9 protein-coding genes and 1 tRNA gene are annotated in these 14,910 nt (G+C 49.1%); 3 read left to right on the plus strand and 7 right to left on the minus strand.

The annotated features are described in order from the left end of the window. Positions 1–16 precede the first annotated feature (16 nt). From ACYVAM_RS18180 to ACYVAM_RS18190, 3 genes are all read right to left on the minus strand, one after another. Complete coding sequence (locus ACYVAM_RS18180) at positions 17–772, minus strand: zinc ribbon domain-containing protein (protein ID WP_461069525.1); 756 nt, start codon at positions 770–772, stop codon at positions 17–19. Positions 773–789: 17 nt separating this feature from the next. After that, positions 790–1,890, minus strand: coding sequence for a Nif3-like dinuclear metal center hexameric protein (locus ACYVAM_RS18185; protein WP_461069527.1), 1,101 nt, complete (start codon positions 1,888–1,890; stop codon positions 790–792). A 100-nt stretch (positions 1,891–1,990) separates the two neighbouring features. After that, positions 1,991–4,324: a TonB-dependent siderophore receptor gene (locus ACYVAM_RS18190; protein ID WP_461069529.1), complete on the minus strand. Its 2,334-nt coding sequence runs from the start codon at positions 4,322–4,324 to the stop codon at positions 1,991–1,993. Positions 4,325–5,057: 733 nt separating this feature from the next. Here ACYVAM_RS18190 and ACYVAM_RS18195 point away from each other — a divergent pair. From ACYVAM_RS18195 to ACYVAM_RS18205, 3 genes are all read left to right on the plus strand, one after another. Beyond that, positions 5,058–5,462, plus strand: coding sequence for a hypothetical protein (locus ACYVAM_RS18195; protein WP_461069531.1), 405 nt, complete (start codon positions 5,058–5,060; stop codon positions 5,460–5,462). Positions 5,463–5,710: 248 nt separating this feature from the next. After that, on the plus strand, positions 5,711–6,112 hold the full coding sequence (locus tag ACYVAM_RS18200) for a LytR/AlgR family response regulator transcription factor (RefSeq protein ID WP_461069533.1): 402 nt from the start codon (positions 5,711–5,713) through the stop codon (positions 6,110–6,112). Positions 6,113–6,694: 582 nt separating this feature from the next. Next, complete coding sequence (locus ACYVAM_RS18205) at positions 6,695–7,060, plus strand: hypothetical protein (RefSeq protein ID WP_461069535.1); 366 nt, start codon at positions 6,695–6,697, stop codon at positions 7,058–7,060. 476 nt (positions 7,061–7,536) lie between these two features. On the opposite strand, the gene ACYVAM_RS18210 is transcribed toward ACYVAM_RS18205, so the two are convergent. The 4 genes from ACYVAM_RS18210 to ACYVAM_RS18225 form a co-directional block, all read right to left on the minus strand. Continuing rightward, positions 7,537–7,613: transfer RNA gene (locus ACYVAM_RS18210), tRNA-Asp, on the minus strand. Positions 7,614–7,797: 184 nt separating this feature from the next. Continuing rightward, positions 7,798–8,946, minus strand: coding sequence for a cellulase family glycosylhydrolase (locus ACYVAM_RS18215; protein WP_461069537.1), 1,149 nt, complete (start codon positions 8,944–8,946; stop codon positions 7,798–7,800). 58 nt (positions 8,947–9,004) lie between these two features. Further along, the gene (locus ACYVAM_RS18220; RefSeq protein WP_461069539.1) at positions 9,005–10,066 is read right to left on the minus strand and encodes a glycoside hydrolase family 43 protein; all 1,062 of its coding nucleotides are present in this window, start codon (positions 10,064–10,066) and stop codon (positions 9,005–9,007) included. A 94-nt stretch (positions 10,067–10,160) separates the two neighbouring features. After that, a complete protein-coding gene (locus tag ACYVAM_RS18225) occupies positions 10,161–14,861 on the minus strand; it encodes a translocation/assembly module TamB domain-containing protein (RefSeq protein ID WP_461069541.1) in 4,701 nt (1,566 codons plus the stop codon). Positions 14,862–14,910 lie beyond the last annotated feature (49 nt).

Genomic DNA, 14,910 nt, shown 5'->3' on the forward strand with positions numbered 1-14,910 from the left:
TTGGTCCAGTGCTTTTCTACCGGCCCCGGCCCGTTGGTGCTGGTTCGGGAACACCTTCGACATCCGCGAAAATCCGGCCGCAATGTTCGCAGACGATAATTTTCTTTTTGTCTTTAATGTCGGCCTGGCGCTGGGGAGGCACTACGTTGAAGCAACCGCCACAGGCACCGCGTTTCACCATGACCACGGCTAAGCCGTTCAGTGCGTTGCCGCGAATTTTTTTGTAGGAATTCAACAGACGTGGTTCGATGGTCGTTGCCTGCTCGTCGCGTTGTCTGATGATCTCCTTTTCTTCTTCCTGGCTTTCCGACGTGATCTGGTCAAGCTCCTGCCGTTTGGCTTTCAGGTCTTCTTTCCGTTCGTTAAGCGCGGCCTGGGTCGTTTTGATTTCTTCCTCTTTACCCCGAACCCGGAATTGAGCTTCGTTGGCCCGTTTTTCAACCAGCTCGATCTCGAGCGACTGGAGTTCGATTTCTTTAGAAATGGCGTCGAATTCGCGGTTGTTCCGGACGTTCATCTGCTGATCCTTGTACTTGGTGATCAGCTTTTCAGCGTCTTTTTTTGCCACGCGATTGCGTTCAATTTCTTCTTCCAGGGTCTTGATTTCACTCTGAAACTTGCCAATCCGGGTTTCAAAGCCAGCGATATCGTCTTCAAGATCACGGACTTCTTCGGGCAGGCCACCACGAATTTTGATGAGTTCGTCTAATTGAGAATCAAGGGATTGCAGTTTCAGAAGAGCGTCTAATTTTTGCGCAATCGTCAGTTCCATTCGGAATGTAGTTAGTGCTATATGAAGTATCGAACCGGATTCGTGTCCGTTTCCGATAAAATTACCGCAAAAGTAGTGAATTTTTTTGCTAAATGCCCGCGAATTAAGTCTTTAGTGAAGACTTCGCTTTCGTAATGGCTAATATCGCATATGCTGATGCGGTTTTCAGCATCAAAAAATTCGTGATATTTATAATCGGCCGTCACAAAAACATCGGCTCCCGCCCGTATGGCGTCGGGTAATAGGAAACTTCCCACTCCGCCACACACCGCTATGCGGCTAATGGGTCGGTCGGGGAGGGGCGTATACCGAATCAGATTCAGGCTCATGTGCTCCTTCAAATAGGAAAGCCACGCTTCTCCCGCCAGCGGCTCGGCCAGATCACCCACGGCGCCTGAGCCTACTTCCTGATGCTGGTTATCAAGACCGGTGAGGTAATAAGCCACTTCTTCATACGGATGCGCACGACGCAGAGCCGTAAGTAACTGCCCCTGCTGATGGGTCGGAATGATCACTTCAACGCGGTTTTCGGCTTCTTCGTGGTATTCTCCCGCCTGACCAATGGCGGGTTGAGCCTTTTCGGAGGGCTGAAAGGTACCGATTCCGGAAACACGAAAACTACAGTTCTTGTATTCGCCCACTTGCCCGGCCCCGGCTTCATACAGGGCATCCAGTACAGTCTGGGTAGCCGCTACAGGAACAAACGTAACCAGCTTGGTCAAGACCTGGGTTTTGGGCGCCAGTATCCTGACATTCTGCAGGGTTAACTTCTCGGCAATTTTAAAGTTGACGCCCCCCGCTACGTTATCGAGGTTAGTATGAGCCGCATAGAGGGCAATGTCGTGTTTAATTGCTTTGATAACTGTCCGTTCAACGTACGTTTTACCGTTCAGTTTTTTCAGGCCTTTAAACACAATCGGGTGGTGCGCGACAATGACGTTACAACCTTTGGCAATGGCTTCATCAACCACGGCTTCGGTAACATCCAAAGTGACCAGCACACCCGTAATGATCGTACTTGGGTCACCAACCAGTAAACCAACGTTGTCGTAGGACTCCTGATAGGCAAGGGGAGCTAGTGCTTCGATGTGAGCAGCCAGATGACGGATTTGGAACATAATGACAAAGAACGCGAAAAAGCCGTGATCCTGTTTGGGCGTCACGGCTTTTTCGCGTTCTGTACGTTCTTAGATCGTAAGTCGATTTGAGCGACCTGGTTTAGAAACGATAGGAAAGAGTGGTAACGAATTGCCGGGGTGGAATCGGCATAATGCTATACCGGTCGTGAATCAGGTAATTCAATTCGTTGGTGATGTTCGAGACTTTCGCCAGCAATGAAACCTTCTGGTACGTATACCCTGCCGACAGGTCGAACGTGGCAAAACCGGTTAGCGGAATCAGGCGGCTGAACTCCGGCGTCTGGCCGTACGTATTGTTGTTGCCTCCGTAGCGAGCACCGGTATAAAAGGCCGACGCGCCCAGTTTAAGACCCCGCAACACCGACCGGTCGACGGTATAGAAGAGCGTGAAATTACCCGTATGCGCCGGGTTGTTGGTCAGGCGTTCGCCTTCAATGAATGATCCTTTTACCTGCGTTGTTTTCGTATAGCGCATGTTGTTATACCCATAGCCGGTTATGAAATACAGGTTTTTCGATAGGGTACCGGTCAAATCGACTTCCAGACCGTCACTGGTTGTTTGCCCCGTAAACTCTTTCACGTTCGCATCCGTGTTTGGCGAACCATCGGCTTTAAACAGCGCCATTTGTGCTAAATCGCTGTTGACGATATGGTACAGGCCAACGTTGGCGGTGAGCCGTCCGCCCAAAAACTCGTTCTTTACGCCCACCTCATATTGGTCAATGATCGATGGTTTTAGTAATTGGCCCGTGATGTCAACGCCCGAATTGATGGTAAAATTATTGGCATAGCTACCAAAGAACGACGTCGTTTTGAGTGGCTGATAGATCAGCGCTACTTTGGGCGACAGCGCTGCATCGGTTTTGGTTTCGGCAGTTCCTCTCGTTTCTACCTGATTGTTCAGGTTGAGAATGGTCGTCTGAATCGTCCGTTGCTGTGACCAGCGTAAACCAACCAGCACCTTGACTTTATCGGACAGGCTAACCAAGTCCTGCGCATAAAAGCCGAGCCGGGTCGACGGTGATGTTGTCCGGGAAATAGCTCTTGCATCCGGAATGTCGGAACGGGTTTCGTATTTGTTCGGGTCAAGAATATTGATCTTATCGTAGGTCGTTACAGCAACGCCATTGCTGGTAATGGTAAATGTGTTAGTCTCGCTGACAATACCGACCAGGTCACTACCGACTAAAAGCTGGTGGCCAAGTGAGCCAGTCGTAAATCGACCGTTGAGGTTAACCTGTCCCGTATAATCGTTTTCGGCCGTTTGGGTCCGGCTCAGCGAACGACTCCAGTCACCATTGGCGGCTACGTTGTTGTTGGGTACGCCCGCTCCGTAAGCGGTTACCTTCGTGCCTTGCGCGGAAGCGATGAAGGTCAGCTTCCAGTTATTATTGAACGCATGATCGAGGTTGAGCGAGCCGGTAGTTTGGTTCAGGTTATTGTAGGCCCAGGTCGTATTGATAAACCGCGAGCGGGGAACATCCGGAATAATGGCATCCTGATTGAGATTCAGGGAGCCGATGCCATTATCGGGCGTTAGATTCGATTTCAGGTAATCGCCCTGAAGCAGGATCGTTGTTTTCTGGCCAAGCTTGTAGAGTAACGATGGATTGACATACACGCGGTTGGTTTTCACAACATCCCGGTAGCTTTTGGCATCCTCGTAGGTGCCAACGACCCGAAACGCCAGATTTTTCGCCAGTGGACCATAAACATCGACAACGGGTTTGTATAGATCGTAGCTGCCCGCACGCATGGACACCTCACCACCAAAATTAAATTTCGGCTTTTTGGTCACCATGTTCACGATCAGACCACCCGACACGTTCCCATACAAAAGTGACGAACTGCCTTTCAGAACCTCTACCGACTCTAATGTACTGGCTTCCGGAAAACCCATTGTGTTGGTAATGACCCCATTTTTGAAAATGTTACCGCCTGCACCGGCAATTCCGATACTATACCCACGGGCCGAGAACGTTTCGGCCACACCGCCCCGCTGCTGCGTCAACGAAACCCCACTCACGTTTTTGAGAGCATCGCCAAGGCGTGAAATCTGTTGATCTTCAATGACAACGCTACTGACAACGCCCGTCATTTGAGGCATATCCAGGGGAGCCAAATTTGCTTTTCCCATCGTTACGGCTTTGTTGGTAGCCGTAACCTCTACTTCATTTAGTTGAGCTGTGTTTTCAACCAGTGTAAAATCAACGTTGGTTGTTTCTCCTACCTGTACCGAAACTGTTTTTTCTTGTGTCTGCAGGCCAACAAAACTAACGTGTAGCGTATAGGTACCCTTGTTGATACCTGTCACGTGGAAAGATCCATCCTCCGCGGTGGTAGTTCCTTTGCGGATTTCTTTAAACCCAATAGTAACAAACGATGCGGGCGCTCCATCGCTGGTTTTAACCATACCTCGGATAGAACCCTGGTTTTGGGCAAATGACGGAGTTCCAGAAAGAATAGATAACGCCAGCAAGCAAGTGTAAAGAGTATAAGACAGCTTCATTTATTTAGATTAATTATAAGTAATCGCAAAGCTACGGGTCGTGCTAAATAAAGCAAAGGTTATTTAGAATTATTCTTGACAAGTAGAAAAGGGTTCTATTATTTCCTGAAAATGTGAAATTTAACGGCGACCTTGTTCTGCCGATAAGTCTGAACGGGTGATGGTTGTAGCGTAGCGTTAAGCAACTGGCGGATGTTTAGCGGGATCCGTGAAAGAAAGCTCGTTCAGCCAATTTGGTTAGCCAGAATTTTCCCAACTATTGAGTTACCGGTCAATCCTGGCAGACGTCTGGCTCGTATATGCCACTATACTGTTGAGGTTACTCCGTTGGGTGATCGGTAGAATAAGGCATTAGAATAGTCGGAAATTGGTGTTGATGACAATCCAAGTTATTCGTACGTACGTATATGAATGTACTTTCTGGATTGAAAAACGTTATACCTTCTTTTGTACTAGTCAGGCCGTTACCGCTATCGTGGGACGGCCTGTTGTGTTCTCATGCCTACCAATTGACAGGGCTAGTACATGTTAAGAAAAAATTAATAGATTAACATTTATAGTATTGTTAAGGGCATTGGCACAAATTGTGCACCTAATAGATTGCTTTTCCTTTTCAACCAGGACTCAACCAGTTTCAATGATGGAAATTTTACAAAAAGACGTTGTTTTCAGAACCCTCGATGCGGCTATAGGGAGGCAGCAAGTAGTCCAGATCAAAGTAAGGAATGCATGGCGTACGGTGGAGCCCTACCTGATGGGTCTTCATGGGGTTACACAGAGTCCAGTTCTGTATGGGTATTGCCGGGATATAGTTCCGGACTTTATGACGCCCAGCAGATGGGGAATTTTTTACCTGAACGAGATTGATTCTATTGAAATAACAAGTTATTCCTTCCAGCCTCACATCGATTATACCGGTCGAATGGAGTCCATACAACCCGTTTACCGTCGGATAAAACCGCTTCTGGACGAAACAACTTCGGGTTATTGGCCGGTCCGGACACTTCAGCAGTCGACCCGGAAGATCCGCCTGTCCAAATAGATCGTACTCATTGGATCAGATTTTCTCCCCTGAATTCAAAGAGGAGACAGGTTACGTGGGATAGTTATCTTTTTACTTTATTTCTTGAAATGGCTGTTCCCATAGCTTGAGAACTAGCTGGTTAATCTATGTTCCTGATTATTGATTTAAGTTTCTTATAAATGGTAGGAATCTCATAAATCTAACGAACGGTTAATTACGTATTACTAGTATATACTTCCCAATACATGGTATAACGACTACTTATTATGGCTTTTTATGCTGATCCTGAACCAGTGACTGCGCCTGATTTGCTCTCCTGGCCCCCCTTACGTGTATACACGGCCAACGCTGGAACCCAGTGGATACCTATTGCTGATTTGGTGTATCTGGAGGGAGAAACGAGTTACACCTGGTTACATTGGTCCGATGGACGTCGGCTGTTGGTCCCTTATACCTTAAAGTCGTTCGAGGCTAAATTGCCTGCAAACTGGTTCGTTCGTTTACACCGCCGGTATCTGGTCAATCGCCGGTTTATTGAACGAGTAGATAATGATCTGGATGGTGTAGCGGTCTATTTAACAACGGGAATGAAATGCCCAATTTCACGTCGTAAATGGCCTCTGGTATATCAGCAGATCGGTTGTTCAAAAAGGCGTTTGAATTATTAATAAGCTACTTGTTTGAATATTAGGCTCGTATATCAGCTTGGTTTCCTCGTTTTAGCCCTGGCAATGCCAGGGTTTTTTTATGCGTTACAGGCATACGTATTCCTTACAGGCGGCTTGGACGTAGAGGCCTTTTGGTTGAATTGGACTTAATTAATAAGAAGATGTTAGCTCAGGACGCTGATCGGACCCGGTCAATCGGGCACAGTCGGAAGATGTTCGTCGAATCAGGAAAATTAATGGCGGGGCGGGAATTGTGTAGTAAACCGGTATAAAAAAATCAGCCGGCCTGCTAAGCGCAGACCGGTGAAAACCTTCCTCTTTTTATCCGTGTATACATACGGGGTCTCGAGTAAGAAAGATTTACATAAGTAAATTTTTTTTTACTGAAAAGCAGCAAGTGAGTCTTTTCTGTTCAGCTATATCGAAGGCTGATTCGTTTAAGTTCATACTGAGTTTTATGCTAAACACTTGATAAGCAAATAAGTTAGCTCGTTAATTTGTATTTATTTAATTCGCGAATTTGGTAGAAAATAATGTTTTTTCAATTATCTTTATGTTATAAATGAAACATATAAATAGCAAATGTCAAATATAAAAAGTGAGGTAGATGCTATCGAGCCCAAGGCTATAATTCGCTATATGCTCTATACGGACGTCAACCGAAGACGCGCCACCCAGGTTGGGCAGGACACTTGGGTTGACCGTACAAAAATATTCGATGACACGTATGATTATGGCACTAAGCACAAACTGCTTTTTAGCGAAATTGACGATGAACCCAGTCAATACATTGTCGCTATGCCACCTTATATTCGGCAAATGCCGCATCCCGAACAGGAAGGCCAAGTTATACCTATTCGGCTCATTTATCTAACGACCGTTGCCTTGTGGCCTTTTTTTGATCCTATAGCGGGTGAAACGTTCGATAAAGCAATGCTTCCGGAATGAACAGACATTTTACCCAGTTTGTCTATTATAATCTCATCTTAACGTACCTGTTTTGTTACAGGTCTATCTTTATATGGACAATAGGTAATGTTGAACATCATGTGGAAATAGCCAAACGCTGGCCTCTTTGGGGCCAGCGTTTTTTATCGACAATAGGACATACAAAGCAATGATGCTAAGCCTGTTACTGGTTAGACAAACCAGCGGGGAAAACATGTTGTACCAGCCATTCTGGACCATTGATTAGCTGACTCTAAGATCAATTTAAACATTATAGGCTCCAAGGAGGTCGAGTTGGGCACGCCGATGAAGTTAGTTTGAGCAAAAAACGTGAAGCGTTAAGAAGGTAAAGAAAAGTAAGGATCGGGGTTGTGAGAAGGCAAAAAATGAGGCAAAGCACCTAGTCGCTTTTACTTATAAAAATGTATGACAACAAAAAAGGGTTACGATCATTTCTGATGTAACCCTTTTTTCAGTGGCGGTCCGGACGGGGCTCGAACCCGCGACCCCCTGCGTGACAGGCAGGTATTCTAACCAACTGAACTACCGAACCAACTTTCGATGTCTGGTTGACGTTGCCGTCTTCCTTTATCGTGGCACAAAAGTAGGCGTTTAGGGGATTCAGTGCAAGGACTCGTTGAAAAAAAATGCGATAAAATTTATCAGCTTTAGCCTATACGTTGGGAATCAGTTGGTTTATGTGGTTAATTTTTTTCGTTTAAGCTAAAAGAGAAGGCTTACTTACCCGTTGCCGCTTTGATAGCTGCTACTTCGGCCGGATCGTAGGGGGTTCCATCCTGTTTAAACACCTCGTGGAACCAAATGGATGGTTCGCGACCATTTACGTAAGGCTTTTGCCAGCTATCCCAGGGAATGAATGTCTGGGTTTTGCCCGCCACGAATCCCCAGTTGATCATACCAACTTTCGCCCGCTTGGCAATGGGCAGGTGCGACTGGAACTTGCTGTTGACGCCCCGCGCCATGTATTCGGTGCAGATAACCGGTCGGCCAAATGTCAGCATCGCCTTTATGGTTTCTTCCAGCGTTTCAGGGCTCAGGTACTGGTGAAACGTGATAATGTCTGAATTCTCCAGTTGTACTTTTTCCATCGGTGTCCATTTAGCCGGATTCTGCCATTCGTCAGGGGTTCGGAAAACCCATACTCCCGAGGTCAGGGGTTGCGTGGCTCCGGCTGCCCGGGCCCATTGGAATACATGTGGTAACAGTCGTGTTATGATCGCTATTTTACGAGGTTTCGATAGCTCCGTTTTGATGGTGTGATTTTGGCCATAACTATTATCATTGGTGTTATCGGGCTCATTCCACACATCCCACGCTAGAATACGCTTGTCTTTCTTGAAGGCACTTACCACGCCCTTGACATACGCTTCCAGACGAGGGTACTGCGAAACATCGCTGAGCGCATCAGCCCCGGGACTTTGTACCCAACCCGAATTATGGATGCCAGGTGTTGGTTCGTGCTGCTTGCCCAGCTTTGGATAGGGATCCCAGCAGGAATCGAATAGAACAAGCATTGGCCGAATCTTATGTTTGGCACAAATCCCCAGAAACTGATCAAGCCGTTTGGTGAAACCGGCCGGGTCTTCCCAAAGTAAATCGTGCAGGAAAACACGCATGGTATTCATGCCAATCTGTTCGGCCATGCCCAATTCCTTGTCGATAGTAACCGGATCGAACGTGTCTGCCTGAAACATTTCCAGTTCATTAATGGCGTTGGCCGGGGCATAATTTGCGCCAACGAGAAACGGTTCTTTGGCATACCAGGCGTTTGCTTTTGCTGACGACCATCGGCCTGTTTCGGCAGTTGGCTGTGCCAGCGAAAGGGTGGAAATGAAAAGAAGAAGTAAGGTTGTTAAACGGCTCATAAATAAGTAATTAGAATTAGTAAGGAGTGGCTTTGCGAGTATCCAATAAATAAGTCCATCAATTCTCAGCCGGCACGGGCATGGGTGTTCTGGGAGCAGGCTTACCAAAGTGAGGTGAGCCATCGGCATTCCAGGTGAAGGGTTGAATATAGGGTGCCCGTTTGTTGCCGCATCCATCATCTGCCGATGCGTTCGCGTGGTAAATCATCCAATCTTGTTTGCCGTCGGCCGAGCGAAAAAAACCGCCATGGCCGGGTGCCCAAACGCCGTTTTCGGGTGCCTGAGCAAAAACGGGCCCGGCGCTCTTTGTCCAGCTTTTCGGGTCCAGCAAGTCGCCTTTCCCGTCGTGGGTGAGCAGGCCAAGGCAGTAATCGAGCCAGCAGGCATTAGCTGAGTAAACAATAAATAACCGGTCGTTATGGGGCAGAAACTCCGGTCCTTCGTTTACGTATATTTTCGGGATTTCACCATTGTTTTGCCAGGCCTGCGGCACATCGCCGTGGCGTTCCCAGGGTTGATCGGGTTGGGAGATTTTCACTCGTTTACCGTCCATCGTCCAGGGGTTTTTAAGCCGGGCAATAAATATGTCCTGCCGACCATTCGTAGAGCCTTCCCAACCTGACCAGGCCGCATAAAGTTTTCCCTTGTACTCGATAACAGACATGTCGATTTCCCAGTGGTTGTCTTCGTCGCCCAGTTTGCCCTTCATTGTCCATTCGCCCTGCATGGGGTCAGACGATGGGTTTTCCAATACCCAAACCCGGTGCGAGAGGTTATTGATTGAATCGGCCGAGACATAAATGTACCAGCGGTCTTTGCCCTGTTCGTCCCGAAAGGAATGAATTTCAGGTGCCCATAAATCCCGTGAATAGGGTTGCCCTTTAGGTGGAGTATAGATGACCTTACTTTCGGACGAAGCCAGATCCGCCACATTTCTGGTTTTCCAGAGGGTTAAGTTACTGCCCGTGGTATTCATGTAATAGTACCAGCCATCTTTCTGCAGTACCCAGGGGTCGGGTCCGGAATTCTTAATGGGATTTGTAAAAGTGCGCTGAGCCAGGAGCGTTTGACCCATTATAATGAGAGAAACAACGAGTAATAACCGTTGATAGAACTTCATAGGGTGGGGGAATGGTACAAAAAGATAAAGGGAAAAAGTAAATTTTTTAACCCTTTAAGCCCCGAGATATTTCTTGCGAAGCTACCAAGACCCTCTAGCGGAAGATTTCCCGGCCCGTTACAGAGAGCGTAGTTGCAGGACTGGGGGTAGATGCAGGCTCATCCGCTGGCTTGGCTGGGTTCAGTCCGGGCGTAGGGCGCTTGCTGCCAAAAAGCCGGTTGAAGGAGCGGGTGTAGAGCAAACTGATACCGCCACCGGTGGTAATGGTACTGTTAAAACTGGTCTGGCTAAGAATACTTTGCTGGTTTCGGTTGTACACTTTTGCGCGTAAATGACCATCGGGCGTTACAAAATATTCGAGTGTCCATTCGCCGAGTAAGCTGGCTGCATTGTATTGGCTCTGCCCGTAAGTAAACCCGCCATCGCGGCTGATGCGCAACCGGTCATTGAGTAGCCGGTAGGAGAAACGGAGTTGCAGATTATTGAGCAGGTTGTCCGTCTGTGTACCCCCCGTAAACCCACCGAAGGAAACGCCCACATCCAGTTTCTCATTCAGATTCGAGGCCAGCCGACTAATCTGGTTTGACAGCAATTCACTGACACTGTTGGCCACACCGGAGTTCACCTGGCCCTGATCAAACAGGTTGGTGCCTTCGGAAAGGAGCTGATTGAACAGGAGAACGCTGCTTACCTGGCGCGTCAGTTCCTGATCGTTGCTCTGTAGCCGCGACTCAAACGCAGTGACCGCCTGCCGGAAATCGGACGACGATGGGTACTCTTTAATGTCCAGATCGTAGCTGATGGCAGGAGCCCCCAGCTCGCCATTTAATTTAATGACCAGATCGACCGGATACCGTCGGGTTTGATCAGCTCTGGTGTTCGTTGTCGAGCCGTTTGTGGCTAGCAGGGGGGCCAGAGACGTATACTGCGTATAAGCCGCCGTTACATCCAGCAAAGCCCCATACGGGTCGCCAGTCCAGGTAATGCGGCTATTCGGGCGAATCTGAAACCGTTTGTTGATGATGTTCTGGAAGGTGAAGGTGTAATCGCCCTTCTGGATCTCATAATTACCCGTCATTGTAAAGTCGCCTTTCGTATCGACCTTCATCGCTACACGGCCTTGTCCATAGGCACTAATGATATCACCCGTTTGCCGATCCAGCTGAATCTCGCAATAGGCATCGGGGGTGATGTCGAAATTAAAATCCATTTGAATCCTGGACAGGTCGATTTCGCCCTCCGTCTTCGTTGCGGTTTGACTGCCGGGCTTTCCAGGGGTTCCGCTGGGTATACGGCTCACAAACCGGATCTGGTCATCGGCCGCTACGGATGTGGCCCCATCGAGCGGAATATAGATTCGGGTGCCTTTATTACTGGCCACGTTGGCCCGGATGGTCAGGTTGTTCGTGGGGCCAAACAGTTCGGCCCGTCCCGTCACAACGGCCTGTCCGTAGAAGGCATCATTGTCGGCGGCCAGCGTATTCATGATCTTGAAATTCTTGAAATCTGCATCGAAGCCAAGGGTGAAATAGCGGAAGCCATCGTGGTAAACTCCACCTCTGAGCAGGGCTGTGTTGCCCTGGGGATCGCGCAGGGTGAGCTGGCGGGTGATGATCTCACTCTCACCAAAATAAATCTTATCGTCAAAGGTGAAGTCGGCTTTGAGGTAGTCGAATCGGCCTCGGCCGCCCTGTATCGTCACGTCACCTTTCAGTATCGGTGCGGCTGGCTTACCACTAACGGCCACAACCCCACTGGCGATGCCTCCCAGATTGGAAAATAACCCTTTCGTAAACGGTTCTAAAAGGGATAAATTGGCATTGTTAACCTGCGCATTTAAGGCCAGAGGATTCGTTTTTTGCTGGGGTGTGTAATTTCCGGTTAACGTGACCACATCGACCCCGTTGCGGTTAACGCGGGCGTCTACATTCAGGCGTTGTGCCTGCTGGTCCCACTCGCCCTGGGCCCGTATATCGCCAATGAGCGCATTTTCGTACGAGAGCTCCCTGACGGATAAGGCGCTTTCCAGGATGGGTGTTTCATAGACGTTTCGAACGGCCATGGAACCGTTTAACGTACCGCCGAGCGTTGTGTTCAGAACGGAGTTAAGCGAAGCCAGCAGGAAGTTCTGAGCCTCTACGGCCAAGTGTTCGGCTGTGTCGGCCGAGATTTTTCCCGATGCCTGAATCAATTGATTTTCGTTCAGCAGCGAGAGATCCCGAATCGTGTATTCGTTGCCAACTTTCCGGATCAGACTTTGTGGGTTCAAGGTCCAGTCGCCATCCAGCACGCGTAGTTTCGACTGTCGAAAAGTCAGGTCAATAGCGTCGCCTTTGAAACTTAATTCGCCGTTGAGATCGGCCCGGTTAACGTACCGGCCTACACTGTCTGCCTGCTCAATGCGACTCGTGAAGTCAATATGGTCGACGGCCCACGAGGCTTCTGCCTGAAGGTTACGCGTTGGGAGGAGCGAACTGAACATCTGCCGTTTTGAGGAAATAATGGCCGAAGCCAGTACTTCCTGTCCATACGTGAACTTAGAGGTTGTCAGGTCGAGATCACTTGGGCCAAAGCCGATTTTGCCGAAACGTACCGAATCCGTTTTCACCGTTGCCGTTAGAAACGACGTATTATCAACGGTGAAGCGACCTTCGAGCCGGGTGGCCGGTGCTATGTAAACCGCCGACTTTAAAAAGTCGAGCAAAGGCGTACTATTCTTGGTAATCAGCTGATAATCGACGCCGTAGCGCTGGGGGGCGCTGGCTGATTTCCGGCTGACGGCACGGGCGGCCAGGCGTTGTTTCTGTTCATAATACGCCTTCATGCCAGCGGCATCACCGGCAAAATAAAGCTGGTACTCTTTCGCCAGTTTGGTCAAATCGTCGATTGTCCGCTGGGGCTGGAAGGTACCTTGCAGGCGCGTGGTCAGGAAGTCAGAATCAAGGTTAAAATAGCGTTGGGTACCACTGGAATCGGGGGTCGTGCCGCCCTGACGCTCGATAGTGGAGGCCAGGGTAAGTTTGTCAACGGCCAAATTTCGTTCGGGCCGGTTCAGCGTCAGGGTGGCGTTGGTGAATACCGCGCTGCCCACAATATCATCCAGCTTGCTACCTTCCAACTGAACATCCAGCTTTGTTTTTACCACCAGCGAATCGCGCAAATAGCCTAGTTCGCGCAGGTCGGCATGGTCAATCATTCCCCGCAGGTCGTAATGGTTTTTGGCCCCACTCAGGTTGAACTCGCCATCCAGATTGACGGCCAGATTGGGGTCGTTAATTCGAAGGTTTCCCTGGAAAAGGCCGTTCTGTAAATTGCCATGCGTCACGACATTTCGATAGCCATAGCCCTGCCAGCCGAACTGACCAAGCTGCCCATCGAAATCAATACGGGCCCGTTTTAAATCTGTCCCATGGCCGGTAATGCGGCCTTCGCCGTCAAGTTTGCCAAATTCGTCGGGCTGGCTCAACAACTGGCCAAGGTCTACATGTTCGCCTTTCAGGTTGGCCGTATAAGTCGTCAGATCGGGCTTGTCTGCGAGTTTCAGAGCAAGATCACCCGTTACAGTACCAATACTCGTTTTGACGGTTCCTTTGGTCTTGAAATCATCGAAAGCACCCGCAAACGTGGCATTGAACGTAACTACGCCTAACTTCTGAATGGTCCGGTTGAAGGACGAGTCGGGGTAATATTGCCGGATATCGGTCATGTTGACGGTGGATGGCGTAAAGGCAAAATCAACCGTCGTCTTGTCCATGTCGGGTAAGCCTTTCCAGGCCAGATCGCCTGTCAGCTGGCTGCGGCCATTGGGGCCGAACCGGAGATCGGTACGTCGAAGCTGAAAATCATTGACGGTGCCGATAAAGATGCCGCTGAGCAGCCAGGTCTCGTTCAGTCCACGCAGGTAATCCGAAAAGAATCCCAAATCTTTCGACTCCACTTTGCTGTTGCGAAAGTTCGCTTTCAGCGTCACCCGGCTGTTGAAATCACTGAAGGCGGAAGGCTTGTCGTAAAAAAACGTCAGTTCGTTTCGAATGATCGAGTTGCCGATATGGGCATACAACCGGCCCAGTTCCATTTTGGTATTGCAGTACAGGAAGCGCGTATCCAACTGCCGTATTTTTATGCGGGAGTCGCGGTCAATGCCGGATAACCCCTTGGCGTCGAACGCAATGGTATCGCCCAGTACTAAAAAATCGCTCACCTCGGCGGTGAGGTGCTTAAGGGTAAAATGGTTGTAGTCGAAGCTGGCCCGGTTATGCAGGAATGGTTCGCGCGGGTCTTCGAGGGTATAGGCACCTTCAACCAGGTGAATGTGGCCAATGGTGAAGGGAACGTTCTGGTTGGGAATGCTGGGTTTGGTTGGGTCGGACGTCAGCTCTTCAATTCGGGCAACGAAATCATCGAGATTGGTGTCGCCGTTTTTAGGATTTTTGATCATCCTGACATCGGGCTTGTACAACACCACTTCATCCAGGTGAATGTTGTGAGCCGACGAATCCAGTAAATTTTTAAGGTTATAATCAGCGTCGAGCCGTTTCACCGTAATCATGGGTCGTCCCTGGCGGTCTTTGATTCGAACGCCCTCAAGGGTTAATGAATCGAACCACTTAATGGAAACCCCCTCAATATCAACCGGGAAGAGGAGTTTTGCGGACAGCCACTTGGCACCTTCCTGAGCAAGGCGCGTCTGTACGGCCGGAAGCTGTAGACTCAGTAGAATGCCCAATGCCAAACCGATTACCGTGAGGACCAGGTAAAGCAGTGTTTTAAGAAATATGGCGAAAAACTGACGCATCCGGGGTGGAAATGCCTAAGCTACAACAAATAACGGCAAATGAGTACAC

The sequence above is a fragment of the Spirosoma horti genome, from assembly GCF_054776595.1.

Bases quoted from the DNA above. Each gene is read 5' to 3' on its own strand.
- ACYVAM_RS18180 (WP_461069525.1), bottom strand. From the start codon at position 772: ATGGAACTGACGATTGCGCAAAAATTAGACGCTCTTCTGAAACTGCAA.
- ACYVAM_RS18185 (WP_461069527.1), bottom strand. From the start codon at position 1,890: ATGTTCCAAATCCGTCATCTGGCTGCTCACATCGAAGCACTAGCTCCC.
- ACYVAM_RS18190 (WP_461069529.1), bottom strand. From the start codon at position 4,324: ATGGTTAAAACCAGCGATGGAGCGCCCGCATCGTTTGTTACTATTGGG.
- ACYVAM_RS18195 (WP_461069531.1), top strand. From the start codon at position 5,058: ATGATGGAAATTTTACAAAAAGACGTTGTTTTCAGAACCCTCGATGCG.
- ACYVAM_RS18200 (WP_461069533.1), top strand. From the start codon at position 5,711: ATGGCTTTTTATGCTGATCCTGAACCAGTGACTGCGCCTGATTTGCTC.
- ACYVAM_RS18205 (WP_461069535.1), top strand. From the start codon at position 6,695: ATGTCAAATATAAAAAGTGAGGTAGATGCTATCGAGCCCAAGGCTATA.
- ACYVAM_RS18215 (WP_461069537.1), bottom strand. From the start codon at position 8,946: ATGAGCCGTTTAACAACCTTACTTCTTCTTTTCATTTCCACCCTTTCG.
- ACYVAM_RS18220 (WP_461069539.1), bottom strand. From the start codon at position 10,066: ATGAAGTTCTATCAACGGTTATTACTCGTTGTTTCTCTCATTATAATG.
- ACYVAM_RS18225 (WP_461069541.1), bottom strand. From the start codon at position 14,861: ATGCGTCAGTTTTTCGCCATATTTCTTAAAACACTGCTTTACCTGGTC.